Here is a 25,216-nt window from a genome sequence, read left to right on the forward strand (position 1 = left end):
GCTCATGCCTCCAGGTACTGACGGCGCTCGCTTTTGGTGGCGATGCGCGCGGAAATGATTCGAACGAAATTCGGATCGCGATGGGTGTACGCGACGACCAGCAATCGGCCTTTGGCATCCAGACCCAGGGTGATCCAGCGTTGTTCATCATGGTGGTTGTCCTCGATGGTCAGCGCTCGTTCGTCATGGAATACCGGTTCAGTCTCTGCGAGGCTGATGCCTTGGTGCTTGAGTTTGTTGGCTGCGTTCTTTGCCTTGTGGAACTGAATTTCGAATGACTTCATTATGCATACTTTATATGTATATGGAAGCGGCGGGCCTTACCGATGGTCGCCAGGAATTCGAAAGACTAGTCAGCAGCAGGGAGTGGACACCGAGGGATGTATTTCAAGGTTTTTGAGCGGGGCCAGGAGGGTGGGAGAGCAGAGGAAATGGACAGGTATCCACTTTGTGACTGATAAGTTGTATACAACTCTATAGACATTTGTCCTGACTATTGCATACAGTGTGCGAATAACAAAAACCAGGGAACCCCCTACCATGAAAACGCCCCATGTTTCACACCAACGGCCCGAGGACGAAAATCTTGGGATCGGCGCGAATATGGCTTATGGCCTGCAACATGTTCTAACCATGTATGGCGGTATTGTCGCGGTGCCATTGATCATCGGCCAGGCGGCCGGGCTCTCGCCGGCGGACATCGGTTTGTTGATTGCTGCTTCATTGTTTGCGGGGGGGCTGGCAACGCTGCTGCAAACCCTGGGCTTACCGTTTTTTGGTTGTCAATTGCCGCTGGTACAGGGCGTGTCCTTCTCCGGCGTCGCGACCATGGTGGCGATTGTCAGCAGTGGCGGGGAGGGCGGGTTTCAGTCGGTGTTGGGCGCGGTCATTGCGGCGTCCCTGATCGGACTGCTGATAACTCCGGTGTTCTCACGCATCACCAGGTTCTTCCCGCCGCTGGTGACCGGGATCGTGATTACCACCATCGGTTTGACGCTGATGCCGGTAGCCGCGCGCTGGGCCATGGGTGGTAACAGCCATGCGCCGGACTTCGGCAGCATGGCGAATATCGGTCTGGCGGCGGTGACACTGGTGCTGGTGCTGTTGCTGAGCAAAATCGGCAGTGCGACCATCTCCCGCCTGTCGATTCTGCTGGCCATGGTCATCGGTACGGTGATTGCGGTGTTCCTCGGCATGGCGGACTTCACGTCCGTAACCCAGGGTCCGATGTTCGGCTTCCCGACGCCGTTCCACTTCGGTATGCCGACCTTCCATTTCGCCGCAATCCTGTCGATGTGCATCGTGGTGATGGTGACGTTGGTGGAGACGTCGGCCGACATTCTGGCCGTCGGTGAAATCATCGGCACCAAGGTCGATTCCAAGCGCCTGGGCAACGGTCTGCGCGCCGACATGCTGTCGAGCATGTTCGCGCCGATCTTCGGTTCGTTCACCCAGAGCGCCTTTGCCCAGAACGTCGGGCTGGTGGCGGTCACCGGCATCAAGAGCCGCTATGTGGTGGCCACTGGCGGTCTGTTCCTGGTCATCCTCGGCCTGCTGCCCTTCATGGGCCGGGTCATCGCCGCCGTGCCGACCTCCGTACTGGGTGGCGCCGGCATCGTGCTGTTTGGCACCGTCGCGGCCAGCGGCATTCGGACCTTGTCCAAGGTCGATTACCGCAACAACGTCAACCTGATCATCGTTGCCACCTCGATCGGCTTCGGCATGATCCCGATCGCGGCACCGAGCTTCTACGATCAATTCCCGAGCTGGTTCGCGACCATTTTCCATTCGGGCATCAGTTCTTCGGCGATCATGGCCATCGTGCTGAACCTGACCTTCAACCACCTCACCGCCGGTAACTCCGACCAGCAATCGGTGTTTGCGGCCGGTACCGAGCGGGTGTTGCGTTATCAGGATCTGGCGGCGTTGCGCGAAGGGGACTACTTCAGCGACGGTAAACTGCATGATTGCGATGGCAAGGAGATTCCGGTGGTTGAGGTGGATCACGGGCATGGCGAACCACGCGCGACGCACTTAAAAAGCAGTGAGCATGTCTGACGTTCACGGCGACTGAAAAAAGGGCCGATCTGTCGAATAGACAGATCGGTTTTTTGTTTTTCAGCAGTTGGCTTTTCAATCGACCACAAAAAAGCCCCTGGATCTTTCGATTCAGGGGCTTTTCGATGTTGCTGTCTGGCTCCACGACCTGGACTCGAACCAGGGACCCAGTGATTAACAGTCACTTGCTCTACCAACTGAGCTATCGCGGAATGGCGCGTATCTTACTGATTCAAAAAGAGAAGTCAAGCATCGAATAACAATTGGAGCGAATCAGCGGGACGGGCGGTGGTTTAGCGGCGATTGGCGGTTACCAGGATCGCCCCAGAGGTCTACCATGGCCACCCGGAAGTGGTGACACGCGCTGCCGGCCATTCGCCGAAAAGGTACGCGCCATGAATCATTTGACCCTCACACCTCGATACCACGGGGTGCACCCATGAGCATCTCTCAGATCAGCCTGCCCAAGGGTGTCGGCCCCCACGCCGAAAAGTTGTTCGACGCCATCACTCAGGCCGGTACCGCTGAAGCATTGAACCGCGCTGGCGGCAAGGCCGAAGGTTTTGTCCTGGGCCTGGAAAGCACTAAAGCGATCAAGAGCCAGGTCGCGGAATCGCTGTATGTCGCCTACGACGACGCTGCCAGCCAGCGTGCGACCGAACTGGCTTAACCGCCGAAGGTAATCGTGGCAAGCATCAGTTTGGCGTAGAGCGCCGTGGCCGCCAATTGCACCAGCCACAGGGCCAGGCCGCCGAGAAACACACCAGCGGCCACTTGCATCACCAGGTTGTTGCCACGTTTTGTCGGGGCGCGGGGGGTGAAGTGATCCAGGTCATCCAGGTCATCGCGATCGGCGCGCAGGTCATCGTTTTTCATGTGGGTTCTCGCAGGAATTCCAGGGTGTACACAAAACCTGTAGGAGCGAGCCTGCTCGCGATGGCAACAGCACATTCACCATCAATGGTGACGGGTACATCGCTATCGCGAGCAGGCTCGCTCCCACATTTTGGATTGTGTGGAGTTTAGAGGGCTGCGTCGTTGCGTTGAGAATTATCTGAAGCAAATAAAAAACGGGAAGCCAGTGGCTTCCCGTTTTCAGGTCAAGGCGTAATCAGATGACCTGGACGATAGCGTCCGTCACAACCTTGATGTTGCTCTGGTTCAGCGCGGCCACGCAGATGCGGCCGGTGTCCAGGGCGTAGATGCCGAACTCGTTGCGCAGGCGGTGAACTTGCTCAACCGTCAGGCCGGAGTACGAGAACATGCCGCACTGACGACCGACGAAGCTGAAATCGCGCTGAGGCGCTTTTTGTGCCAGCAGGTCGACCATCTGGGTACGCATGCCACGAATGCGCAAGCGCATTTCGGCCAGTTCGGCTTCCCACTGGGCGCGCAGTTCCGGGCTGTTCAGCACCGCAGCGACAACGCTGGCACCGTGGGTCGGCGGGTTGGAGTAGTTGGTGCGGATCACGCGTTTGACTTGCGACAGCACGCGCGCGCTTTCTTCTTTCGATTCGCTGACGATCGACAGGGCCCCAACGCGCTCGCCGTACAGCGAAAACGACTTGGAGAACGAGCTGGAGGCGAAGAAAGTCAGGCCCGACTCAGCGAACAGGCGTACGGCAGCGGCATCTTCGTCAATGCCATCGCCAAAGCCCTGATACGCCATGTCGAGGAACGGCACGTGGCCTTTGGCTTTAACGACTTCCAGGACGTTCTTCCAGTCCGCCGGGCTCAGGTCCACGCCGGTCGGGTTGTGGCAGCAAGCGTGCAGCACAATGATCGAGCCGTTTGGCAGCGCGTTCAGGTCTTCCAGCATACCGGTACGGTTCACGTCGTGGGTCGCGGCGTCGTAGTAACGGTAGTTCTGCACCGGGAAACCGGCGGTTTCGAACAGGGCGCGGTGGTTTTCCCAGCTCGGGTCGCTGATCGCCACGACGGCGTTCGGCAGCAGTTGCTTGAGGAAGTCGGCACCGATTTTCAGTGCGCCCGTACCGCCTACGGCCTGGGTAGTCATCACGCGGCCAGCGGCGATCAGTGGCGAGTCATTGCCGAACAGCAATTTCTGCACAGCCTGGTCGTAGGCGGCGATGCCGTCGATTGGCAGGTAGCCACGGGAAACGTGTTGAGCGGCGCGAATGGTTTCGGCTTCGACAACGGCGCGCAGGAGTGGAATTCGCCCCTCCTCGTTGCAGTAAACACCGACTCCCAGGTTGACTTTGTTGGTCCGGGTATCGGCGTTGAATGCTTCGTTGAGGCCCAGGATTGGATCGCGTGGTGCCATTTCGACAGCGGAGAACAGGCTCATTATTGCGGCGGCTCTGAATGGAGAGTGGAGGGACGTGTCGCGCTCCAGCCGAATGCACTAGAGCGGTGCACAAACGGGGAGCTAGTATAGAGGCCATCGGCGAGTGCTGGCGACAGGCGAATCAGTATTTCGGGTAAGTTTTTCCGATTATTTCTCGACCGGTAGTCAAATGGCGTCGGCAAAGGTTTTGCGCGATGTAGGACGTTTGCCTTGAAAGCGCTGGCAATCGGCTCCACATTGAGCACAATCCAGTTTTTTCTTCGGGCGACATCGGTCGTTTGCGGTCTTTCTCGTTCGTGCCGGTTTTACCGGCAAGAGTGATCCAGAGGTATTTCATGTCTGAATTCCAGCTAGTCACCCGTTTCGAGCCCGCCGGCGATCAGCCGGAAGCCATCCGCCTGATGGTCGAGGGTATCGAAGCCGGGCTGGCGCACCAGACGCTGCTCGGTGTGACCGGTTCGGGCAAGACCTTCAGCATTGCCAACGTGATCGCCCAGGTGCAGCGTCCGACCCTGGTGCTGGCGCCGAACAAGACCCTGGCGGCGCAGTTGTACGGGGAGTTCAAGGCGTTCTTCCCGAACAACGCGGTGGAATATTTCGTTTCCTACTACGACTATTACCAGCCGGAAGCCTACGTGCCGTCCTCGGACACCTTCATCGAGAAGGATGCCTCGATCAACGACCACATCGAGCAAATGCGTCTTTCGGCGACCAAGGCATTGCTGGAGCGCAAGGACGCGATCATCGTCACCACGGTGTCCTGCATCTACGGTCTGGGCAGCCCGGAAACCTATTTGAAGATGGTGTTGCACGTGGATCGCGGCGACCGGCTCGATCAGCGCGAATTGCTGCGACGCCTGGCCGACCTGCAGTACACCCGCAACGACATGGATTTTGCCCGTGCGACCTTCCGCGTACGTGGGGATGTGATCGATATCCACCCGGCGGAATCCGATTTCGAGGCGATCCGCATCGAGCTGTTCGACGATGAAGTGGAAAGCCTGTCGGCGTTCGACCCGCTGACCGGCGAAGTCATTCGCAAGCTGCCGCGCTTTACCTTCTATCCGAAGAGTCACTACGTGACGCCACGGGAAACCCTGATGGGCGCGGTCGAAGGCATCAAGGTCGAGTTGCAGGAGCGCCTGGAATACCTGCGCTCCAACAACAAACTGGTGGAAGCTCAGCGCCTGGAGCAGCGCACCCGTTTCGATCTGGAGATGATCCTCGAACTGGGTTACTGCAACGGCATCGAAAACTACTCGCGCTATCTGTCCGGTCGCGAAGCCGGCGCGGCGCCACCAACCCTTTACGATTACCTGCCGGCCGATGCCTTGCTGGTGATCGACGAGTCCCACGTCAGCGTTCCGCAGGTTGGCGCCATGTACAAGGGCGACCGCTCCCGCAAGGAAACCCTGGTCGAATACGGTTTCCGCCTGCCTTCGGCGCTGGACAACCGGCCGATGCGTTTCGATGAATGGGAAAGCATCAGCCCGCAGACGATTTTCGTCTCGGCGACCCCCGGTAACTACGAAGCCGAACACGCCGGGCGCGTCATTGACATGGTGGTGCGCCCGACCGGGCTGGTGGACCCACAAATCGAGATCCGCCCGGCACTGACCCAGGTCGACGACTTGCTGTCGGAAATCAGCAAGCGCGTCGCTCTGGAAGAGCGAGTGCTGGTCACCACGCTGACCAAGCGCATGGCCGAGGATTTGACCGATTACCTGGCCGACCACGGCGTGCGCGTGCGTTACCTGCACTCGGACATCGATACCGTGGAACGGGTCGAGATCATCCGCGATCTGCGCCTTGGCACCTTCGATGTGCTGGTAGGGATCAACCTGCTGCGCGAAGGCCTGGACATGCCGGAAGTCTCGCTGGTGGCGATCCTCGATGCCGACAAGGAAGGCTTCCTGCGTTCCGAGCGCTCGCTGATCCAGACCATCGGCCGCGCGGCGCGTAACCTCAATGGCCGGGCGATTCTGTATGCCGACCGGATCACCGGCTCCATGGAGCGCGCCATCGGCGAAACCGAGCGCCGCCGCGACAAGCAGATCGCCTTCAACCTGGCCAATGGCATCACGCCAAAAGGCGTGTTCAAGGACGTTGCCGACATCATGGAAGGCGCGACCGTACCCGGTTCGCGCAGCAAGAAGCGCAAGGGCATGGCCAAGGCCGCCGAGGAAAACGCCAAATATGAAGCGCAATTGCGCTCGCCGGGCGAGATCGCCAAGCGTATCAAGGCCCTGGAAGAGAAGATGTATCAGCTTGCTCGTGATCTGGAGTTCGAAGCAGCAGCGCAGATGCGCGACGAGATTACCAAGTTGCGTGAGCGCCTACTGACTGTTTGATCCTTAGTGCTTGACAGGGCCTCATCGCGGGCAAGCCCGCTCCCACAGGTCTGTGGCTGGACACAAGTTTTGTGAGCACCATCAATCCTGTGGGAGCGGGCTTGCCCGCGAAGGCGTCCGAGAGGACGCTACTAGTTTTCAGGACTAATGAGTCTCACCTGCCTTCAACCCCTCCGGCAACTTCCTGGTCAACAACACCGCCACCATACTGATCCCCAGCGCAATCCCGACAAAGTGAAACGCATCGTTATAGGCCATGATCGACGCCTGCTGATGGGCGATCTCGCTGAGTTTGCCCAGTGCTGCCGTTTCGTTGCCCAGCCGGTCAGCCAGCGAGGCGATCCGTTCGGCCACCTGTGGATTGCTCGGCACGATGGATTCACGCAGGTAATCAAAGTAAACCTTGGTCCGCGCATCCAGCAGCGTGGCGAGCAGGGCGATGCCGATGGCGCCGCCGAGGTTGCGCAGGATGTTGAACAGGCTCGAGGCCGATCCCGCATCCTCGGGCAGGATGTAGGCGGTGGCGATCAGCGAGATGGTCACCATGATCAGCGGCTGCCCCAGGGCGCGGATGATCTGGATCTGATTGAACTGCGGCCCGGCAAAGTCCGGGTTCAGCACGCCCGAAGAGAAACTCGCCAACCCGAACAGCCCGAAGCCCAACGTGCACAGCCATTTCGGCGAGACATACTTCATCAACTTGGGCACCAGCGGGATCAGGAACAGCTGCGGCACGCCCATCCACATGATCACTTCACCGATCTGCAGTGCGTTGTAGTTCTGGATCTGCGCCAGGTACAGCGGCAGCAGGTAGATCGAGCCGTACAGCCCGACCCCCATCCCGACGCTGGAAATACTGGATAAGCCAAAGTTGCGATTGCGCAGGATGCCGAGGTTGATCAGCGGATTGGGTTTGGAGGTCTGCACGATCACAAAGCTGATCAGGCTGACCAGTGCGATGCTGCCCAGGGTTACGATCAGGCTTGATTCCAGCCAGTCCTTGCGATGGCCTTCCTCCAGGAACACCTGCAAGCAACCGAGCCCGACGCCGAGGGTGAGAATGCCGGCGTAGTCGGTGCTTTTCAGCAATTCCCAGTGGGCTTCTTTCTTCTCCAGGCCGTACATCAGGCCGGCGATCATGATCAGGCCGGGCGGGATGTTGATGTAGAAAATGTATTCCCAGCCCCAGTTCTCCGTCAGCCAGCCGCCGAGGGTCGGGCCGATGGAGGGGGCGAAGGTGGCGGTCATGGCGAACATGGCCATGCCTTTGGCGCGGTGGTGTTCCGGGAGCTTGATCAGGGTCAGGGTGAACGCCAGCGGAATCAGCGCGCCACCGGTAAATCCCTGTAGCGCTCGGAAGACGATCATGCTTTCCAGACTCCACGCCATGGAACACAGCAGCGAGGCGAACAGGAATCCGAGGGACACCCAAACCGCCAGGCGCCGGGCCGACAGCAACTGCACGAGCCAGGCGGTGAGCGGGATCATGATGATTTCCGCCACCAGGTACGAGGTGGAAATCCACGAGCCTTCTTCCAGGGTCGCCGACAGCGCGCCCTGGATGTCCTTGAGCGAGGAGTTGGTGATCTGGATGTCCAGCACCGCCATGAACGCACCGAGCATCACGCTCATCACCGCAATCCAGTCCCGCCGGGTCGGTTCGCCGACCGGGCGGACCAGTTGATCACCGGCCATCGTCAGGGGCGTCTTTGTGGCTCACTTTGGGGGTGACATCTTCAGGGGCGTCCTTGATGTTCACCTTGGCGGTGACCGACATGCCCGGGCGGATCTTGCCGCGTAGCGGATTGTCCGCGGCGAAGGTCAGTTTTACCGGAATCCGTTGTACGACTTTGGTGAAGTTGCCCGTGGCATTGTCCGGCGGCAACAGGCTGAACTGCGCCCCCGAGGCGGCGAACAGGCTGTCGACCCGGGCTTTGATCGGGGTGTCGCTGTAGGCGTCGAAGGTCAGTTCGGCTTCCTGGCCGGGCTGCATGTGGCCAATCTGGGTTTCCTTGAAATTGGCCTGAATCCAGATGTCTTCGTCCGGGACGATCGACAACAGGTAGGCGCCGGTCTGCACGTATTGGCCTTCGCGGGCTGCACGCTGGCCAATCAGGCCGCTGATGGGCGCGTGGATTTCGCTGCGGGTCAGGTTCAGTTCGGCCTGGGCCAAGTCGGTTTTGGCGTTGGCGATCTGCGCGTCGAGGCGTTTGATTTCCGCATTCAGCGCATTGACCTGTTGGCGCTGACTTTGCGCGTCGGCCTGGGCCTTGGCCACTTGCGAGCGGGCAATGTGGGATTCGGCGGAGAGGGTGGTCACCCGTTCTTCCGAGATATAGCCGGGTTTGCGCAAGGTCTCGGCGCGGGTCAGGTCGATCTGCGAGCGACCCAGGCTGGCCTGGCTGGACGCGACTTGCGCTTCGCTGGCGGCAATCAGGCTGGCCTGCCGGGTCAGTTTGCTCTGGGCTTGCAGACGCTCGGCCTGGCGGGTGGCCAGGGCGGCATTGGCGCGGTCGACAGCGAGGCGGAAGTCGTCGCCTTCGAGTTTGACCAGCAGCTGGCCTTTCTCGACATGCTGGTTGTCCTGCACCAGCACCTGATCGATACGCGCCCCCAATTGGCTCGACACGCGGGTGATCTCGCCCTGGACATAAGCGTTGTCGGTGCTTTCATAAAAGCGCCCCTTCAAGAGCCAATGGGCAAACAGGCCCCCGGCAATCAACAGGACAATCAGCAGAAACGAGAAGAGGCGACGCTTGAGTTGGGCAGGCATGGGGCAAACTGTAGTCGAGAAATTGTAAGAGAAGGTATCAGCAGGCAAATCTGGCATACAGCCGATAAGCGGTAAATGCCATCGGCTGATTTTCGACCATTCACCTCGCCATACGGGCGTTACAGACGCAACCTTGGCTTAAATGCCCTGTTCACTGGAGCCGGGCGGGTGTCGCCTGTTACCATTCGCGCCTTGTTTGAACTTCGCTTTTATTCTTTTTGAGACATGCCATGACCACCGTCCGCACTCGCATCGCGCCATCGCCTACCGGGGATCCCCACGTAGGTACCGCCTACATCGCCTTGTTCAACTACTGCTTTGCCAAGCAGCATGGCGGTGAGTTCATCCTGCGGATCGAAGACACCGACCAGTTGCGTTCGACCCGCGAGTCCGAACAGCAGATTTTCGACGCCTTGCGCTGGCTGGGGATCGACTGGAGCGAAGGCCCGGACGTCGGCGGCCCGCACGGTCCGTACCGTCAAAGCGAGCGCGGCGATATTTATCAGAAGTATTGCCAGCAACTGGTTGAGATGGGCCATGCCTTCCCGTGCTTCTGCACCGCCGAAGAGCTGGACCAGATGCGCGCCGAGCAGATGGCTCGCGGTGAAACCCCGCGTTACGACGGTCGCGCGCTGTTGCTGTCCAAGGAAGAAGTCGCCCGTCGCCTGGCCGCTGGCGAACCCCACGTCATCCGGATGAAAGTACCGAGCGAAGGCGTCTGCGTGGTGCCGGACATGCTGCGTGGCGACGTTGAAATCCCGTGGGACCGCATGGACATGCAAGTCCTGATGAAGACCGACGGCCTGCCGACGTACTTCCTGGCCAACGTGGTCGACGACCACCTGATGGGCATCACCCACGTATTGCGTGGCGAAGAGTGGCTGCCATCGGCACCGAAGCTGATCCTGCTGTACGAATACTTCGGCTGGGAACAACCGGAGCTGTGCTACATGCCGCTGCTGCGTAACCCGGACAAGAGCAAGCTGTCCAAGCGCAAGAACCCGACCTCGGTGACCTTCTACGAGCGCATGGGCTTCATGCCCGAAGCGATGCTCAACTACCTGGGCCGCATGGGTTGGTCGATGCCGGACGAGCGCGAGAAGTTCTCGTTGCAGGAAATGGTCGACAACTTCGATCTGAAGCGTGTGTCCCTCGGCGGGCCGATCTTCGACATCGAGAAGCTGTCCTGGCTCAACGGCCAGTGGCTGCGTGACCTGCCGGTGGAGGAGTTCGCCGCGCGCGTGCAGAAGTGGGCGTTCAATTCCGAATACATGATGAAGATCGCGCCGCACGTGCAGGGCCGGGTCGAAACCTTCAGCCAGGTGGCACCGCTGGCCGGGTTCTTCTTTGCCGGTGGCGTGAACCCCGATGCCAAGCTGTTCGAGTCGAAGAAGCTGTCGGGTGATCAGGTCCGCCAACTGATGCAGTTGATCCTGTGGAAGCTCGAAAGCCTGCGTCAGTGGGAGAAGGACAGCATCACCGCAACCATTCAGGCGGTGGTCGAGTCCCTGGAATTGAAGCTGCGTGACGCCATGCCGTTGATGTTCGCTGCAATCACCGGCCAGGCCAGCTCGGTGTCGGTGCTCGATGCGATGGAAATCCTCGGGCCGGACCTGACCCGTTTCCGTCTGCGTCAGGCGATTGACCTGCTGGGCGGCGTGTCGAAGAAAGAAAACAAAGAGTGGGAAAAGCTGTTGGGCGCTATCGCCTGATTGCGTTTGCCTCTGCGGTAATGGCCGAAGGCCGGGATCTTTTGCTCCCGTTCTTCGGCGCTTCCCCTGAATTTACGAGGGGGAGGGCGGTAAGTGGTTGTTATGTCGGCAAAAAATTTTAAATTTTTTGAAAAATAAGTTTGACAGACTTTCGATACGCCCTTAAGATTCGCCCCGTCCTCAGCGATGACATCCACGATGCATCAACGATGAGGGGCTATAGCTCAGCTGGGAGAGCGCTTGCATGGCATGCAAGAGGTCGACGGTTCGATCCCGTCTAGCTCCACCAATTTACACTTCAAGGCCTGGCCACACCGGCCTTGGAGCGATCAACACTCAGCGTTGATCAGTTGTATAGAAGGGTTTGCGTCCCCTTCGTCTAGTGGCCTAGGACACCGCCCTTTCACGGCGGTAACAGGGGTTCGAGTCCCCTAGGGGACGCCAGTTTTACAGAAGCGATGTTGCAAGATATCGCTCCGCCGCGAGGCGAAAAATCCGGGGCTATAGCTCAGCTGGGAGAGCGCCTGCATGGCATGCAGGAGGTCAGCGGTTCGATCCCGCTTAGCTCCACCAATTTTACAGTTCAAGGTCTGGCCACACCGACCTTGAATCGATCAGCTCTCAGCACTGATCAGTTGTATAGAAGGGTTTGTGTCCCCTTCGTCTAGTGGCCTAGGACACCGCCCTTTCACGGCGGTAACAGGGGTTCGAGTCCCCTAGGGGACGCCACGATTACCCGCTCTGCGGGATTTTATAAGGGTCATTCAATTATTGAATGGCCCTTTTGTTTGTCTGGCGTTTGGCCAAATTCCTCCATTTCCAAAAAAAACTGTTCTTCAGACCAGCGGTCACACCCATGACTTGCTAAAATTTATTATGAGAATAATATTTCAATCGTAATATTCGGAGGCAACGATGAACGATAAAAAAGCTCAAACCCGCGAACGCATCCTCAAGGCTGCCAGTGCAGCGCTGATTCAGCGCGGCCCGGCCGAGCCAAGTGTGGGCGAAGTGATGGGCGCGGCGGGCCTGACCGTCGGCGGCTTCTACGCACACTTCGAAAGCAAGGACGCGATGATGCTCGAGGCGTTCAGGCAATTGCTCGGTCACCGCCGCGATCTGATTGCCGACATGGATGCGCAGTTGACCGGCGAAGAGCGCCGGGCGCTGGTGGCAGCGTTTTATCTGTCGCGCAAGCACCGTGATTCCTCCGAATCGGCCTGCCCGATCCCGGCATCGGTCGGCGAACTGGGGCGGCTGCCGGAAGCGTTTCGTGTTGCGCTCAATGAGCATGTGGAATTGATGGTCGCGCAGTTGGCGGCCAGCCCTGAAGAAACCGAAAAAGCCCTGGCCGACATGGCCTTGATGGTGGGTGGGCTGGCTCTGGCGCGGGCGCTGGGGCCAGGAGAGTTGTCCGATCGATTGTTGCGCGCCGCCAAATCGGCAGTGCGTTGACCTGAAGGCTGCGGCCTGAGGAGAATGCGATGAGCGCGTTAAAGTGGGTTCGTGGCGTTAATGGCACCTTGGGCTGGTTTGCCCCGAAACTGGTCGCAAGCAAAATGCGACAGGCGTTCATGACGCCAAGGGATCTGCCGCTGCGTGACTGGGAGCTGCCACTGTTGGCCAAGTCAGAGCGGATCACCCTGCGTTTCGGTCTCTCGGCCTTGCGCTGGGGTCAGGGCCCGGCAGTATTGCTGATGCATGGTTGGGAAGGGCGGCCGACGCAGTTTGCCAGCCTCATCACCGCGCTGGTCGATGCCGGTTACTCGGTCGTGGCCCTGGATGGTCCGGCCCACGGTCGCTCGCCGGGTAGCGAAGCGAATGTGGTGCTGTTCGCCCGCGCCATGCTTGAGGCGGCTGCCGAACTGCCACCCCTGCAAGCGGTCATCGGCCACTCCATGGGCGGCGCCAGTGCGATGCTCGCGGTCCAGTTGGGCTTGCGCACCGAAACCCTGGTCACCATTGCCGCTCCGGCGCGGATTCTCGGCGTGTTGCGTGGCTTTGCCCGCTATGTCGGGCTGCCACCGAAAGCCCGCTCAGCGTTCATTCGTCAGGTCGAACAAGACGTCGGCATGCGAGCCGCGATGCTGGATGTCGCCCACTATCAACTCGAGATGCCCGGCCTGATTGTCCACGCCGAAGACGACAATCTTGTCTCTGTGAAGGAATCCCAGTTGATTCACGAAGCCTGGTTCGACAGCCGCTTGTTGCGTTTGAAGGACGGTGGTCATCAGCGAGTGTTGGCTGACCCGCAGGTGATTGATGGCGTGATATCACTGCTGGCCGGGCGCAGTCTGCAATCACGCCAATCCGCCTGAGCTTCCGTTACACTGCCCCGGTCGAAATTATCTGACCAGGGAGTCGGGCATGGGCTGGGATCGGGAAACGCCGTTCATCATTGATCTGCAAGTGAGCGCCGAGGACATTGACGGGTTGGGGCACGCGAACAACGCGGTCTACGTGACCTGGCTCGAACGCTGTGCCTGGCGCCATTCCCAGCGCCTTGGCCTGGATCTGGTCGAGTATCGCCGGCTGGACCGGGCGATGGCGGTGGTGCGGCACGAGATCGATTACCTGGCGGCAGCCTATGAGGACGATGAGTTGCAATTGGCGACCTGGATCGTCGATTGGGACCAGCGGCTGAAAATGACCCGGCACTTCCAGTTGATCCGCCCCAGTGACAACACCACTCTATTGCGTGCGCAGACCACGTTCGTCTGCATCGAGTTGTCCACCGGCAAGCCCAAGCGCATGCCGGTAGAGTTTATCGAGGGCTATGGTCCGGCGTTGCAAGTCCCGGCCTGACACGGCCCTGTGGCGAGGGAGCTTGCTCCCGTTAGAGTGCGCAGCACTCTTCATTTGCAGGGGGACCGCTTCGCGCTCCAGCGGGAGCAAGCTCCCTCGCCACAAAGGTATGCGCAAGTCTTTCGCTCGATAATCCAGTAAACTGCCGCACGTTTTTCCTCGAGTGTGTTTTTCATGCAAATTGCTTTGGCGCCCATGGAGGGGTTGGTCGACGACATCCTGCGCGATGTGCTGACCCGCGTAGGTGGTATTGACTGGTGCGTGACCGAGTTCATTCGAGTCAACGACCAGTTGCTCACACCTGCCTATTTCCACAAGTTCGGCCCGGAGTTGCTCAACGGTGCCCGGACGGCCTCCGGCGTGCCGCTACGTGTGCAACTGCTCGGTTCCGATCCGGTGTGCCTGGCGGAAAATGCTGCGCTGGCCTGCGAGCTGGGTTCCGAAGTGATCGACCTGAACTTCGGCTGTCCGGCCAAAACCGTCAACAAATCCCGTGGCGGCGCGGTATTGCTCAAGGAACCCGAGCTGCTCAACCAGATCGTCGAGCACGTCCGTCGTGCCGTCCCCGCGCACATTCCAGTCACCGCCAAGATGCGCCTGGGCTTCGACAGCCCGGACGGTTCGCTGGTGTGTGCCACAGCCCTGGCCGAAGGCGGCGCCGAACACATCGTGGTGCACGCGCGGACCAAGGTCGACGGCTACAAGCCGCCAGCACACTGGGAATGGATTCCGCGGGTGCAGGACGTGGTCAAGGTGCCGGTGTTCGCCAACGGCGACATCTGGAGCGTCGAAGACTGGCGTCGCTGCCGCGAGATCAGCGGCGTGGAAGACATCATGCTCGGTCGCGGCCTGGTTTCACGCCCGGATCTGGCCCGGCAAATCGCCGCAGCGCGGGCCGGTGAGGAGGTCGTCGAGATGACCTGGGCCGAGCTGCTGCCGCTGATCCAGGACTTCTGGCTGCAAGCCAAGGCGCAGATGACACCACGCCAATCACCGGGCCGCCTGAAGCAATGGCTGGCGATGCTGACCCGCAATTATCCCGAGGCGGTGGAGCTGTTCACCGTGCTGCGTCGTGAGACCGAACTGGATAATGTCTCGCGCTTGTTGGGGCTGCCGGTGGCAGAAGCAGCCTGAAACTTTTTATAAAAAAGCAGAAAATAATCTCTTGAAATGCAATCAGCGGTCCTTATCTAAGGGTTACGCGATGCGAACTCGGCATTGACCTGCTGCGGGTGATCCCGGAAGAGGCGAAAGCCAAGCGCATCCCGATCAACGGGGCGCAAAAACCGGCTCTGCAACACTGAGTCGAGCCTGATGCCGGGTGTTGTGATTGATCAAACGGCCGGCTAAAACAAAAAGACCCCGACTTGTCGGGGTCTTTTTTTGCGCTCAGGTCCAGCTGTAGCGCACCAGGTGAAAGAAGATCGGTGCTGCAAAGCACACTGTGTCGCCAGCCTGCTCGATGCCTTGGGTCAAGGGTTCGTCCATGGCGTGGCCAGTGACAGCTTGATGAGATAACGTTCCTCGGTGGGATGTCTGTAATCCTTGAAGCGATTAACCACCAGCATCACTTGATACTGGTTGCTCGCATGCCAATAAGTTTTGCCGCCTTTGTTCACATCCCGTAATTGGGCTCGCCATTGCGGCGTGTCGGCGAACGATGGGAACTCGTTGACCCGAATGGGTACCCAGCCGGCTTTACGCCATTGCTCTTGCAGATCCAGTACGACCTTGAGGGTGTCGTTGAGCAACAGCGGCTCGATTTGTGGGGACATGCGGACGCTGATGATTATCTCTTTGTTATAAACAATCACAAAAAAACGGGCCGGCGGAGTTACAAAACCATACTGGGGATCTATAAATCGCAGGCGGGCATCGGGCTTCGGAATGTTGAACGATACCTGTCCGGGAATGGCCGGATCTATGGCAGCACTAGAGCGTTGGCGCATATCTTCCCAGGGCTCGTCAATCATCAGAGCGATTTCCGGCTCATCCGATAACGCTTGAATTGCCGACAGCGTCAGGAGGGATACGACCGACAGTGCCAACATGCCATGCCGCCAGCCTACGCGGTGCATGAGGCTCATCGGATGCCCCCACCTAGGGCGATATCCCGAATCGATTGCTCAATCTGTTCACGTTTGTCGCTATGCAACAAGCTATCAAACTGCTCTGCGGATCTGAGCACGAAGGCCATGCGTTGCTTGACGTCGGCCAGGTTGGCAACGGGGTTGTTGCCAAACCCAATGGTGCGCCCGTCATCGACGGGATGGCACTGGCTGGCCAGGGTCAGCTCGATGGCTTGAGCGGCCCCAGAGGGCAAGTTGGTGACGTAGGAGGCATGGTTGCCACGTAGTAGCCATTTCAGTCCCGTGTCATCGTACATCGACGGTTGCAGGATGTTGACCTGTTCGTGCGTGGCAAGAAACGCGACGCTTTCGGCGATATTGCCGGCCTCAATCGCCTCGAAGGCCAGGAGGATTTCCCTCTGCTCAGTTCCGAACTCCAGCGTTTCCTGCCCGACTGGCCACACCACCGGGTGTCCACCCTGCCCGTAAATCCTGCTACGTGACGCCAAACAATCCTTCAACGCCTCCAACCCCCGTTCCTTGTAGAACAGATGCAGCGGATACACATCCAGGAACAGCGTGGTATTGCCCATGGCCAGCATTTCGTAGACGAACCGGTACAGTCGTTGTGCGTATGACAGCGAGCCGTCGCCAGCTCCGAGGGTGCCGCCCGGTACCGGGTTGTTGCGGTTGGCCTGTTCGTAGTCGCGCTGGCGCTGTTCGAACTCGCGTATTTTCGCCCGCTTTTCCCATTCGCTGGGGCTGAGCAAGCCCACCAGTCCTTGCCTGGTGCTGTACTTCAGGTGCACTGTGGCCTGGTATTCGGCGTGGATCCTGTCGATCGATTCGGCCGCGTGCAGCAGACCACAGCCGACCTGCTTGGAGGCGAAGGCGGCCAGGCCTGCCCACTGGAAACGCGGGTCGTGGCGCCACAGTTGGGCGTAGGCAGCATTGATCGCCTGGTTGCGTGCCTTGGGGTCGGCAATCAGCTGGCCGCCCGGCGCCACGATGTTTTCGACCCGTTGCTGATACCCGCGCCAGTAGTTCTCGCAGACCCGCCCCGGCCATTCGCTGAAGGTCGGCACAGAGGGTTTCGGCGTCGAGGTATAACTGGCGGGGCGATTGCCGGGGGCAGAAGGAGTTTCCGGTTGAGTGGCCGCCCTTGCCGCTCGTGGCGCCGGGGCCTCTTCGTTGCAGTAAGTGGTATCGAGCAAGGATGGAATCAGTTTGGCGTTGCAGGGGCAACTGCTGAAGCTGTCCAGCGTTCCGGCCACCAATCTGCCGTGACTTTCAATGTGTGAAATGCCACCGACGATGACGTAGATCCTGTTGTCCTTGCCGCAGGAAACCGGGTCCCCGGCACACGCGGCGGCAAAGTCAAACATCATCAGGTGGCCATCGGCATCCAGCACCTTGCCGCCGCAGGTGGTCCAGTCATCCTTGCGGATGAAATATCCCTCTGTCATTGCTTGAATTCCCTGTCTGTTGACGACTTGTGCGGGCACTCAGTGCACCCGCCAACACGCAATTTGCGTCTGCTCCTGGGTGAAAACGGGGGCACGGCAATGCGTGGCGCACAGGTTTAACGCAGGGGAAATACACGTAAATGGGACGTTTCCGGGATGTATGTAGGAAATGGAGAATCAATTGCCTTCTGCTACGGTCTTCCGGCGAAAAGTGTGGCGGAAAGCGTATTTTTCCAGCTTGCACGCATCATCGTTCGCGTGCATCGCGAGCGAGCTCGCTCCTACAGGGGGGTTATTTCAGTAGTTTTTGAAACTCTTCAACCGGCAACGGCTTGCTGTGCAAATACCCTTGGTAGAAATGACACTCCAGCCCCTGCAGGAACTCAAGCTGCTCCGCTGTTTCCACCCCTTCGGCAATCACCTTCAGATCCAGGCTGCGGGCCATGGCGACGATGGCGCGGATGATTTCGGCGTCGTTCGGGTCGCTGGTGGCGTCGCGGATGAACGACTGGTCGATTTTCAGGGTGTCGACCGGCAAGCGCTTGAGGTAGGTCAGTGAGGAATAGCCGGTGCCGAAGTCGTCCATGGCGAAGCTCACGCCGAGTTTTTTCAGGCGGCGCATTTTATTGATGGTGTCTTCCAGGTTCTGGATGACGATGCCTTCGGTGATTTCCAGCTTCAACAGGGAGCAGGGCAGGCCATAGCTGGCCAGGCTGTTTTCAATCCGTTCGACGAAGTCGTTCTGGCGGAACTGGCGCGGGCTGATGTTCACGCACAGGCTGAATTTGTACGGATTCACCAGGCCGTCGTCGATCAATTGTTTGAAGGCCTGGCAGGCTTCGTCGAGGATCCAGGTGCCGACCTCCAGAATCAGTCCGCTGTCTTCCAGCACCTTGATGAACTCGTTGGGTGACTGCGCGCCGAGCTCCGGATGATTCCAGCGCACCAGGGCCTCGGCGCCGACGATGCGGTCGCCCCGGGCGTCGACCTGGGGTTGGTAATGCACGCGAAACTCGCCCCGGGAAAGCGCCAGGCGCAAGTCGGTTTCCATGCGCAGGCGTTCGCTCGCGGCCTTCTGCATGGTGTTGTGGTACATCTGCGCGGTATTGCGCCCCGAGTCCTTGGCGCGATAAAGCGCGATGTCGGCACGCTTGAGCAGGTCGGTCGGGGTCGAGCCGTGATCGGGGATCAGCGCAATGCCGATGCTGGGCGTCACTTGCAGGCGCTGGCCGTCGAGGAACATCGGTTCGGACAGCAGCTCGCGGATGGTGTCGGCCAATTCGCGAACCTGATCGCTGACCTCGCTGCGCGAGCCTTCAAGGCCGCTGAGCAGTATCACGAATTCGTCACCGCCCAGGCGCGCGACGGTGTCCTCCATGCGCACGCTGGCCTCCAGGCGCGCGGTGATGATTTTCAGCACGGTATCGCCCACCGGGTGCCCGAGGGAGTCGTTGATGTGCTTGAAATGGTCGAGGTCGAGGAACATCAGCGCGCCGCGCAGGTTATGCCGTTTGAGCAGGGCGATCTGCTGGCTCAGGCGGTCCATCAGCAAGGCGCGGTTGGGCAGGTTGGTCAGTGGGTCGTGGTAGGCCAGGTGGCGGATCTGCGCTTCGGCGTTTTTCAGCAGGCTGACGTCGCGTGCGGTCAGCAGCAGGCAGGCGGTTTCGTTGAGGGTGATCGGTTCCACCGAGACTTCGACGGTGAGCAGTTCGCCGCGCTTGTTGCGCCCGAGCATTTCCTGGTGATGAACCCGGCCCTTGATCTGCAATTCGGCCAGCAGCGCCGAGCGCTGTTTTTCTTCTGCCCAAATCCCGACCTGGTACACCGTGCGGCCCACCACTTCCTCGGCGCGGTAGCCGGTCAGGCGGCAGAAACCGTCGTTGACCTCCAGATAGCGTCCGGTGTCGCGCTCGGTGATGGTGATGGCGTCGGGGCTGGAGTGGAAGGCCTTGGCGAATTTCTCTTCACTGGCCTTGAGCGCCGCTTCCGAGCGCTGTTGCTGGGTGATATCGCGCAGCGTGGTGACGATGCAGGCCTGGTCGCCGACGCTGATCTGGCGGCTGGAAATCACGCAGGTCAGGACCTGTCCGTCCTTGTGCTGGACCAGAATGGCCACGTTGTTCAGGCCTTGCTCGCGGATCACTTGTTCGATCCGTCGCAGGCTTTTCGCCGAAGCGTCCCACAGGCCGATTTCGTCAGCGCTGCGGCCGATCACATCGGCGGTACTCCAGCCGAAGGTCTGGGTGAAGCTGGAGTTGATCTCAATGAACTGGCCGGAGTCCTGGTGGGTGACGCAGATCGGATCGGGGCTGACCTGGAACAGCGTGGCGAATTTCTCTTCGGAGGCCACCAGCCGTTGTTCGCGCTCCACCTGGTCGGTGATGTCGAGCAAGGTGCCGGCCATGCGCACCGGCACGCCGTTGTCATCACGGTAGAGGCGGGCACGGCTTTCCAGATAGCGCGAGCTGCCGTCAGGCAATTGCACGCGGTAGGTCAATTGGTAGTTGCCGGCCGGGCCTTCACGCAGGCTGCGGTAAGCGTCGCGCATGGTGTCGCGCTCTTCGCCGGGCACGCCTTCGAAGAATTCGTCGAAGGACTCGTGAAAGGGTTTGGCGTCCAGACCGTGCAGTTGGGCGGCCCGTGCCGATCCGTAGAGCATGCCGCTGGGAATGTGCCAGTCCCAGGTGCCGAGTTGCGCCGAGTCCAGGGCCAGGTCGAGGCGTTCCTGGCTGTCCTTGAGGGCCTGTTCGGCGACTTTGCGTTCGGTGGTGTCAAGGAAGGTGCTCAGTAGATAGGGCTGGCCTTCGAGTTCGACCTTTTGCGCACTGAGGATGCCGTCGTGGATCTGGCCATTGCTGGCGCGAAACTGCACTTCCATGCTGACCAGGTCGCCTTTGGCTTTAGTGGCCTTGACCAATTCGTCCCGTTGCTCGGGGTGTACCCACAGGCCCAGTTCCAGGGTGGTGCGGCCGATCGCATTTTGCACCGGCCAGCCGAACAGGCTTTCGAAATACTGGTTGGCCTCGGAGATCAGGCCGTCTTCCTGGCGGGTCAGCAGAACCATGTTCGGGCACAGGTGGAACAGGGTGGCGAAGCGTTTTTCCGAACTGCTCAACGCCTGTTCGCGCTGGCGCTGGTGGGTAATCTCGCGGATCACACCGATCATCCGTGGCCGGCCGTGCTTGTCCGGCAACAGGCTGCCGTTGATTTCCAGCCAGTGCAGGCTGCCATCGGGCCAGCGGATGCGGTGATGCATCGCTTGCTCCAGCGGCGCGCCAGCAATGACCGCGTGGAATGCGCGAAGGGTTTTCGCACGATCCTCCGGAGGCAGCAGGTCGAGGTATTCCAGATCCGATGGCAACGGTTTGCGGGGGTCGAAGCCAAACAGCGCCTGCGTACCCCGGGACCAGCTGATCTGCCCGCGCTCGATGTCCCAATACCAGGCACCCAGGCGCGCGCCGTTGAGTGCGGCCAACAGTTGAGAGGCACTTTCCCAGCTCTGTTCGGAGTTTTTCGGGTCAAGTGCCTGTATACGCGGCATAGGCGGAATACGATCAACAGATTTGGGCATTGGCAAGCCTTAGGCTGAATGGGCGTTTGGCACGGGAGTTCGCGGCTCTATAGGAGTAGCACAACTTAGCCTTGAGTCCCTGGCGGATCGAGTTGAGCATCCAGCAGCGCCATGAAGGCCCGCGCGGCGTTCGACAGTGTCCTTTCCGTGTGCAAGATATAGCCTAGCTGGCGAGTGAGCTGTATGCCCGGCAAAGGTATGCGCGCGACCTGGTCATCGAGCATGGTGCGCGGTAAAACGCTCCAGGCCAGGCCGATCGAGACCATCATCTTGATGGTTTCCAGGTAGTTGGTGCTCATGGCGATGTTTGGCGTCAGGCCCTGGGCTTCAAACAGCCGCTGCACAATGTGGTGGGTAAAGGTATTGCCGCCGGGGAAGACCGCCGGGTGTCGGGCAATGTCCGCCAGGCTGACCTTGCCGTTATTGAGTAGCGAATGCTCCGGGGCAACCACGAAATCCAGCGGGTCGTCCCACACCGGGGTGGCCTTGACCAGCGCGTGGGGTTCCGGTGCCAGGGTGATGACCGCCAGTTCGGCGCGGCCATGGAGAATTTCCTCGTAGGCCACTTCCGAATCGAGGAACTGAATATCCAGCGCCACTTGTGGGTAGCGCCGGGTGAACTCCCTTAATAACGGCGGCAAACGGTGCAGGCCAATGTGGTGACTGGTGGCCAGGGTCAGACGGCCGGTCACTTCGCCCGTGAGGTTGGTCAGTGCGCGGCGCGTATCATCGAGGACATTGAGAATCTGGTAGGCCCGCGGCAGCAGGGCGCGGCCGGCCTCGGTCAGGCCCACTTCACGGCCCAGTCGGTCGAACAGTCGCACCTTCAATTGCTGCTCCAGCCCGGCGATGCGTTTGCTGATCGCAGGCTGGGTCAGGTGCAGCCGTTCACCGGCACCGGAGAAGCTTCCGGTCTCGGCGATGGCAATAAAAGCATTGAGGTTGGCCAGGTCCATGGTTGTATTCCAGCTGGTTATCCAAAGCATAAAAAATATGAATTTGAGTTATTTAATGTAACCCCATAGGATCAGCCTCACAAGCCAAAGGGTTATTGAGTACATCAAAGCCCGGGGCATAGAAACAAGCTGATGAGGAACCGTCTGATGGCCGGCAAAACGCTCTACGACAAGCTCTGGGATTCGCATTTGGTCAAGCAGCGCGACGATGGCTCTGCGCTGATCTACATCGATCGTCACATCATCCACGAAGTGACCTCGCCGCAAGCCTTCGAAGGCCTGCGTCTGGCCGGGCGCAAGCCATGGCGCATCGATGCCAACATCGCGACCCCGGACCACAACGTACCGACCACGCCGGAGCGCAAGGGCGGCATCGACGCCATCGTTGACCAGGTCTCGCGCCTGCAAGTACAGACCCTCGATGACAACTGCGATGAATACGGCATCGTCGAATTCAAGATGAACGACGTTCGCCAGGGCATCGTCCACGTCATCGGCCCGGAGCAGGGCGCAACCTTGCCGGGCATGACCGTGGTCTGCGGCGACTCCCACACCTCGACCCACGGCGCATTCGGCGCATTGGCTCACGGTATCGGCACTTCCGAGGTCGAGCATGTGCTCGCCACCCAGTGCCTGGTCGCGAAGAAAATGAAGAACATGCTGGTACGGGTCGAAGGCCAATTGCCGTTCGGCGTGACCGCCAAGGACATCGTGCTCGCCGTGATCGGCAAGATCGGCACCGCCGGCGGTAATGGCCACGCCATCGAATTCGCCGGCAGCGCGATTCGCGACCTGTCCGTTGAAGGCCGCATGACCATCTGCAACATGTCCATCGAAGCCGGCGCTCGCGTAGGTCTGGTGGCCGCGGACGAAAAGACCGTGGCATACGTCAAGGGTCGTCCTTTCGCACCGAAAGGGGCGGAATGGGACCTGGCCGTCGAAGCCTGGAAAGACCTGGTGTCCGATGCCGACGCCACCTTCGATACCGTCGTTGAGCTCGATGCCACCCAGATCAAGCCGCAAGTCAGCTGGGGTACTTCGCCTGAGATGGTGTTGGCGGTGGACCAGAACGTACCGGACCCTGCGAAGGAAATGGACCTGGTCAAGCGCGGCTCCATCGAGCGCGCCTTGAAGTACATGGGTTTGACCGCCAACCAGGCGATCACCGACATTCAGCTCGACCGCGTGTTCATCGGTTCCTGCACCAACTCGCGGATCGAAGACCTGCGCGCTGCGGCGGTAATCGCCAAGGGCCGCAAAGTGGCCTCGACCATCAAGCAGGCCATCGTGGTGCCGGGCTCGGGTCTGGTCAAAGCCCAGGCTGAATCGGAAGGCCTGGACAAGATTTTCCTCGAAGCCGGTTTTGAATGGCGCGAGCCGGGTTGCTCGATGTGCCTGGCGATGAACCCGGACCGCTTGGAGTCCGGCGAGCATTGCGCTTCGACCTCCAACCGTAACTTCGAAGGCCGTCAAGGCGCAGGTGGTCGTACCCACCTCGTCAGCCCGGCCATGGCCGCGGCCGCCGCTGTGAACGGTCGTTTCATCGACGTCCGTGAATTGATCCAGGGAGCGCAGTAAGCATGAGAGCATTTACCCAACATACTGGTCTTGTCGCGCCTTTGGATCGTGCCAACGTCGACACCGACCAGATCATTCCGAAGCAATTCCTGAAGTCGATCAAGCGCACGGGCTTTGGCCCGAACCTGTTCGATGAATGGCGCTACCTGGATGTGGGGCAGCCTTACCAGGATAACTCCAAGCGTCCGCTGAACAAGGACTTCGTCCTCAACGCCGAACGTTACCAGGGCGCCAGCGTGTTGCTGGCCCGTGAGAACTTCGGTTGCGGCTCCAGCCGTGAACACGCGCCATGGGCGCTGGAAGAATACGGTTTCCGCAGCATCATCGCGCCGAGCTACGCCGACATCTTCTTCAACAACAGCTTCAAGAACGGCTTGCTGCCGATCATCTTGAGCGATGCCGAAGTCGATGAGCTGTTCCAGCAGGTCGAGGCCAATCCGGGCTATCAGTTGCAGGTCGATCTGCAAGCCCAGACCGTGACCCGTCCGGATGGCAAAGTGTTGAGCTTCGAAATCGATGCCTTCCGCAAACACTGCCTGCTCAACGGCCTGGACGATATCGGCCTGACGTTGCAGGACCATGAGGCGATTGCGACGTTTGAAGCCAAGCATCGTGCGAGCCAGCCTTGGTTGTTTCGTGACGCTTGATTGATCCGCAATTGATGTAGTCAGGGCTGACCTCATCGCGGGCAAGCCCGCTCCCACAGGTTTTGTGTACACCGCAATTACTGTGGGAGCGGGCTTGCCCGCGATGAGGTCGGAACAGGCACCACAAGACTAAAAGGAAGTCCCCATGACCAGCACCGCCCAGCACACCCAGGTAGTCCAGAAGCAATTCGGTGAACAGGCCTCGGCCTACCTGAGCAGCGCCGTACACGCTCAAGGCACCGAATTCGCGCTGCTCCAGGCTGAACTGGCGGGGCAGGGCGATGCCCGGGTCCTGGACCTTGGCTGCGGCGCAGGCCACGTGAGTTTTCACGTAGCCTCTTTGGTGAAAGAAGTGGTGGCCTACGACCTGTCGCAGCAGATGCTCGACGTGGTGACTGCTGCCGCTGTCGATCGTGGCTTGAGCAACGTGACCACGGTCAACGGTGCCGCTGAGCGCCTGCCGTTCGCCGATGGCGAATTCGATTTCGTCTTCAGCCGCTATTCGGCGCACCATTGGAGCGATCTGGGCGTGGCGCTGCGTGAGGTGCGTCGAGTCCTGAAGCCGGGCGGTGTGGCGGCGTTCGTCGACGTGTTGTCACCGGGTAGCCCGCTGTTCGACACTTACCTGCAAAGCGTCGAAGTGCTGCGCGACACCAGCCATGTGCGCGATTATTCCGCCGGCGAGTGGTTGCGCCAGATCAGCGAGGCGGGGCTGCACACCCGCAGTACCACTCGTCAGCGCCTGCGCCTGGAGTACAACAGCTGGGTCGAGCGCATGCGCACGCCTGAAGTGATGCGCGCGGCGATCCGCGAGTTGCAGCAGTCGATGGGCAATGAAGTACGCGAATATTTTGAGATTGAGGCCGATGGTTCGTTCAGTACCGATGTACTGGTGCTGATGGCTGAACGATAGAATTTTTCC

21 protein-coding genes, 5 tRNA genes and 1 pseudogene are annotated in these 25,216 nt (G+C 59.9%); 16 read left to right on the plus strand and 11 right to left on the minus strand.

Annotation, left to right across the window (positions count from 1 at the left end; genetic code table 11):
- Positions 1-2 precede the first annotated feature (2 nt).
- The gene (locus AC3IX1_RS09755; RefSeq protein ID WP_218428866.1) at positions 3-284 is read right to left on the minus strand and encodes a BrnT family toxin; all 282 of its coding nucleotides are present in this window, start codon (positions 282-284) and stop codon (positions 3-5) included.
- Positions 285-540: 256 nt separating this feature from the next.
- Here AC3IX1_RS09755 and AC3IX1_RS09760 point away from each other — a divergent pair, with 256 nt between their 5' ends.
- Positions 541-2,058, plus strand: coding sequence for a nucleobase:cation symporter-2 family protein (locus AC3IX1_RS09760; RefSeq protein WP_489387999.1), 1,518 nt, complete (start codon positions 541-543; stop codon positions 2,056-2,058).
- A gap of 136 nt (positions 2,059-2,194) precedes the next feature.
- Here AC3IX1_RS09760 and AC3IX1_RS09765 read toward each other — a convergent pair.
- Positions 2,195-2,270 (minus strand) — tRNA-Asn (locus tag AC3IX1_RS09765).
- Between the two features lie 227 nt (positions 2,271-2,497).
- Between AC3IX1_RS09765 and AC3IX1_RS09770 the strand changes: the two genes are divergently transcribed.
- Positions 2,498-2,728 carry a hypothetical protein gene (locus AC3IX1_RS09770; protein WP_007978659.1) on the plus strand — a complete coding sequence of 77 codons (231 nt, stop codon included), beginning with the start codon at positions 2,498-2,500 and terminating at the stop codon, positions 2,726-2,728.
- On the opposite strand, the gene AC3IX1_RS09775 is transcribed toward AC3IX1_RS09770, so the two are convergent.
- The 3 genes from AC3IX1_RS09775 to AC3IX1_RS09785 all read right to left on the minus strand — a co-directional run bounded on the left by AC3IX1_RS09775 (position 2,725) and on the right by AC3IX1_RS09785 (position 4,703).
- Positions 2,725-2,934 (minus strand): hypothetical protein, encoded by a 210-nt coding sequence (locus AC3IX1_RS09775; RefSeq protein ID WP_489388000.1) that lies wholly within the window; start codon positions 2,932-2,934, stop codon positions 2,725-2,727. The genes AC3IX1_RS09770 and AC3IX1_RS09775 overlap by 4 nt on opposite strands.
- A 235-nt stretch (positions 2,935-3,169) precedes the next feature.
- Positions 3,170-4,366, minus strand: coding sequence for an amino acid aminotransferase (locus tag AC3IX1_RS09780; protein ID WP_489388001.1), 1,197 nt, complete (start codon positions 4,364-4,366; stop codon positions 3,170-3,172).
- 121 nt (positions 4,367-4,487) lie between these two features.
- Complete coding sequence (locus tag AC3IX1_RS09785; RefSeq protein WP_489388002.1) at positions 4,488-4,703, minus strand: hypothetical protein; 216 nt, start codon at positions 4,701-4,703, stop codon at positions 4,488-4,490.
- Between AC3IX1_RS09785 and uvrB the strand changes: the two genes are divergently transcribed.
- The gene (gene uvrB, locus AC3IX1_RS09790; RefSeq protein WP_489388003.1) at positions 4,702-6,717 is read left to right on the plus strand and encodes an excinuclease ABC subunit UvrB; all 2,016 of its coding nucleotides are present in this window, start codon (positions 4,702-4,704) and stop codon (positions 6,715-6,717) included. The genes AC3IX1_RS09785 and uvrB overlap by 2 nt on opposite strands.
- Positions 6,718-6,861: 144 nt before the next feature.
- Here uvrB and AC3IX1_RS09795 read toward each other — a convergent pair whose 3' ends face one another.
- Both AC3IX1_RS09795 and AC3IX1_RS09800 read right to left on the minus strand, forming a co-directional pair.
- A complete protein-coding gene (locus tag AC3IX1_RS09795) occupies positions 6,862-8,412 on the minus strand; it encodes an MDR family MFS transporter (protein WP_489388004.1) in 1,551 nt (516 codons plus the stop codon).
- Entirely contained in the window at positions 8,402-9,490 is a 1,089-nt protein-coding gene (locus AC3IX1_RS09800) for an HlyD family secretion protein (protein ID WP_489388005.1), read from the minus strand. The genes AC3IX1_RS09795 and AC3IX1_RS09800 overlap by 11 nt, the downstream gene beginning before the upstream one ends.
- A 230-nt stretch (positions 9,491-9,720) precedes the next feature.
- On the opposite strand from AC3IX1_RS09800, the gene gltX reads away from it, so the two are divergent.
- The 10 genes and pseudogenes from gltX to AC3IX1_RS09850 form a co-directional block, all read left to right on the plus strand.
- Positions 9,721-11,202 carry a glutamate--tRNA ligase gene (gene gltX, locus AC3IX1_RS09805; RefSeq protein ID WP_090454210.1) on the plus strand — a complete coding sequence of 494 codons (1,482 nt, stop codon included), beginning with the start codon at positions 9,721-9,723 and terminating at the stop codon, positions 11,200-11,202.
- A 213-nt stretch (positions 11,203-11,415) separates the two neighbouring features.
- Positions 11,416-11,491: transfer RNA gene (locus tag AC3IX1_RS09810), tRNA-Ala, on the plus strand.
- A 79-nt stretch (positions 11,492-11,570) separates the two neighbouring features.
- A tRNA-Glu gene (locus AC3IX1_RS09815) sits at positions 11,571-11,646 on the plus strand.
- Between the two features lie 53 nt (positions 11,647-11,699).
- Positions 11,700-11,775 (plus strand) — tRNA-Ala (locus tag AC3IX1_RS09820).
- Positions 11,776-11,855: 80 nt separating this feature from the next.
- Positions 11,856-11,931, plus strand: a tRNA-Glu gene (locus AC3IX1_RS09825).
- 186 nt (positions 11,932-12,117) lie between these two features.
- A complete protein-coding gene (locus AC3IX1_RS09830; protein WP_008050839.1) occupies positions 12,118-12,657 on the plus strand; it encodes a TetR/AcrR family transcriptional regulator in 540 nt (179 codons plus the stop codon).
- Between the two features lie 29 nt (positions 12,658-12,686).
- Positions 12,687-13,520 carry an alpha/beta fold hydrolase gene (locus tag AC3IX1_RS09835; RefSeq protein WP_489388006.1) on the plus strand — a complete coding sequence of 278 codons (834 nt, stop codon included), beginning with the start codon at positions 12,687-12,689 and terminating at the stop codon, positions 13,518-13,520.
- 49 nt (positions 13,521-13,569) lie between these two features.
- Positions 13,570-14,007 (plus strand): acyl-CoA thioesterase, encoded by a 438-nt coding sequence (locus tag AC3IX1_RS09840; protein WP_489388007.1) that lies wholly within the window; start codon positions 13,570-13,572, stop codon positions 14,005-14,007.
- A 174-nt stretch (positions 14,008-14,181) separates the two neighbouring features.
- Complete coding sequence (locus tag AC3IX1_RS09845; protein WP_008050845.1) at positions 14,182-15,141, plus strand: tRNA dihydrouridine synthase; 960 nt, start codon at positions 14,182-14,184, stop codon at positions 15,139-15,141.
- 77 nt (positions 15,142-15,218) lie between these two features.
- Positions 15,219-15,311: pseudogene (locus AC3IX1_RS09850) on the plus strand (heat-shock protein); the annotation flags it as partial.
- A 168-nt stretch (positions 15,312-15,479) separates the two neighbouring features.
- On the opposite strand, the gene AC3IX1_RS09855 reads toward AC3IX1_RS09850, so the two are convergent.
- From AC3IX1_RS09855 to AC3IX1_RS09870, 4 genes are all read right to left on the minus strand, one after another.
- Positions 15,480-16,094 (minus strand): hypothetical protein, encoded by a 615-nt coding sequence (locus AC3IX1_RS09855; RefSeq protein ID WP_489388008.1) that lies wholly within the window; start codon positions 16,092-16,094, stop codon positions 15,480-15,482.
- Positions 16,091-17,542 carry a PAAR domain-containing protein gene (locus AC3IX1_RS09860; protein WP_489388009.1) on the minus strand — a complete coding sequence of 484 codons (1,452 nt, stop codon included), beginning with the start codon at positions 17,540-17,542 and terminating at the stop codon, positions 16,091-16,093. The genes AC3IX1_RS09855 and AC3IX1_RS09860 overlap by 4 nt, the downstream gene beginning before the upstream one ends.
- Positions 17,543-17,834: 292 nt before the next feature.
- Positions 17,835-21,113 carry a sensor domain-containing protein gene (locus AC3IX1_RS09865; RefSeq protein WP_489388010.1) on the minus strand — a complete coding sequence of 1,093 codons (3,279 nt, stop codon included), beginning with the start codon at positions 21,111-21,113 and terminating at the stop codon, positions 17,835-17,837.
- 65 nt (positions 21,114-21,178) lie between these two features.
- On the minus strand, positions 21,179-22,069 hold the full coding sequence (locus AC3IX1_RS09870; RefSeq protein WP_008047336.1) for a LysR family transcriptional regulator: 891 nt from the start codon (positions 22,067-22,069) through the stop codon (positions 21,179-21,181).
- Positions 22,070-22,216: 147 nt separating this feature from the next.
- Between AC3IX1_RS09870 and leuC the strand changes: the two genes are divergently transcribed.
- From leuC to AC3IX1_RS09885, 3 genes are all read left to right on the plus strand, one after another.
- Positions 22,217-23,647 (plus strand): 3-isopropylmalate dehydratase large subunit, encoded by a 1,431-nt coding sequence (leuC, locus tag AC3IX1_RS09875; RefSeq protein ID WP_489272828.1) that lies wholly within the window; start codon positions 22,217-22,219, stop codon positions 23,645-23,647.
- Between the two features lie 2 nt (positions 23,648-23,649).
- A complete protein-coding gene (gene leuD / locus AC3IX1_RS09880) occupies positions 23,650-24,294 on the plus strand; it encodes a 3-isopropylmalate dehydratase small subunit (RefSeq protein WP_045057951.1) in 645 nt (214 codons plus the stop codon).
- 145 nt (positions 24,295-24,439) lie between these two features.
- Positions 24,440-25,207, plus strand: coding sequence for a class I SAM-dependent methyltransferase (locus AC3IX1_RS09885; protein ID WP_489388011.1), 768 nt, complete (start codon positions 24,440-24,442; stop codon positions 25,205-25,207).
- Positions 25,208-25,216: the final 9 nt, after the last annotated feature.

The sequence above is a fragment of the Pseudomonas sp. KH_046_2 genome (genome assembly GCF_057838985.1).

What these genes read in the sequence shown, in the direction of transcription:
- AC3IX1_RS09885 (WP_489388011.1), top strand. Translation starts at nt 24,440, where the DNA reads ATGACCAGCACCGCCCAGCACACCCAGGTAGTCCAGAAGCAATTCGGT.
- leuD (WP_045057951.1), top strand. Translation starts at nt 23,650, where the DNA reads ATGAGAGCATTTACCCAACATACTGGTCTTGTCGCGCCTTTGGATCGT.
- AC3IX1_RS09855 (WP_489388008.1), bottom strand. Translation starts at nt 16,094, where the DNA reads ATGAGCCTCATGCACCGCGTAGGCTGGCGGCATGGCATGTTGGCACTG.
- AC3IX1_RS09840 (WP_489388007.1), top strand. Translation starts at nt 13,570, where the DNA reads ATGGGCTGGGATCGGGAAACGCCGTTCATCATTGATCTGCAAGTGAGC.
- AC3IX1_RS09775 (WP_489388000.1), bottom strand. Translation starts at nt 2,934, where the DNA reads ATGAAAAACGATGACCTGCGCGCCGATCGCGATGACCTGGATGACCTG.
- AC3IX1_RS09830 (WP_008050839.1), top strand. Translation starts at nt 12,118, where the DNA reads ATGAACGATAAAAAAGCTCAAACCCGCGAACGCATCCTCAAGGCTGCC.
- uvrB (WP_489388003.1), top strand. Translation starts at nt 4,702, where the DNA reads ATGTCTGAATTCCAGCTAGTCACCCGTTTCGAGCCCGCCGGCGATCAG.
- AC3IX1_RS09780 (WP_489388001.1), bottom strand. Translation starts at nt 4,366, where the DNA reads ATGAGCCTGTTCTCCGCTGTCGAAATGGCACCACGCGATCCAATCCTG.
- gltX (WP_090454210.1), top strand. Translation starts at nt 9,721, where the DNA reads ATGACCACCGTCCGCACTCGCATCGCGCCATCGCCTACCGGGGATCCC.
- AC3IX1_RS09770 (WP_007978659.1), top strand. Translation starts at nt 2,498, where the DNA reads ATGAGCATCTCTCAGATCAGCCTGCCCAAGGGTGTCGGCCCCCACGCC.
- AC3IX1_RS09845 (WP_008050845.1), top strand. Translation starts at nt 14,182, where the DNA reads ATGCAAATTGCTTTGGCGCCCATGGAGGGGTTGGTCGACGACATCCTG.
- AC3IX1_RS09835 (WP_489388006.1), top strand. Translation starts at nt 12,687, where the DNA reads ATGAGCGCGTTAAAGTGGGTTCGTGGCGTTAATGGCACCTTGGGCTGG.
- AC3IX1_RS09760 (WP_489387999.1), top strand. Translation starts at nt 541, where the DNA reads ATGAAAACGCCCCATGTTTCACACCAACGGCCCGAGGACGAAAATCTT.
- AC3IX1_RS09860 (WP_489388009.1), bottom strand. Translation starts at nt 17,542, where the DNA reads ATGACAGAGGGATATTTCATCCGCAAGGATGACTGGACCACCTGCGGC.
- leuC (WP_489272828.1), top strand. Translation starts at nt 22,217, where the DNA reads ATGGCCGGCAAAACGCTCTACGACAAGCTCTGGGATTCGCATTTGGTC.
- AC3IX1_RS09865 (WP_489388010.1), bottom strand. Translation starts at nt 21,113, where the DNA reads ATGCCCAAATCTGTTGATCGTATTCCGCCTATGCCGCGTATACAGGCA.
- AC3IX1_RS09795 (WP_489388004.1), bottom strand. Translation starts at nt 8,412, where the DNA reads ATGGCCGGTGATCAACTGGTCCGCCCGGTCGGCGAACCGACCCGGCGG.
- AC3IX1_RS09785 (WP_489388002.1), bottom strand. Translation starts at nt 4,703, where the DNA reads ATGAAATACCTCTGGATCACTCTTGCCGGTAAAACCGGCACGAACGAG.
- AC3IX1_RS09755 (WP_218428866.1), bottom strand. Translation starts at nt 284, where the DNA reads ATGAAGTCATTCGAAATTCAGTTCCACAAGGCAAAGAACGCAGCCAAC.
- AC3IX1_RS09800 (WP_489388005.1), bottom strand. Translation starts at nt 9,490, where the DNA reads ATGCCTGCCCAACTCAAGCGTCGCCTCTTCTCGTTTCTGCTGATTGTC.
- AC3IX1_RS09870 (WP_008047336.1), bottom strand. Translation starts at nt 22,069, where the DNA reads ATGGACCTGGCCAACCTCAATGCTTTTATTGCCATCGCCGAGACCGGA.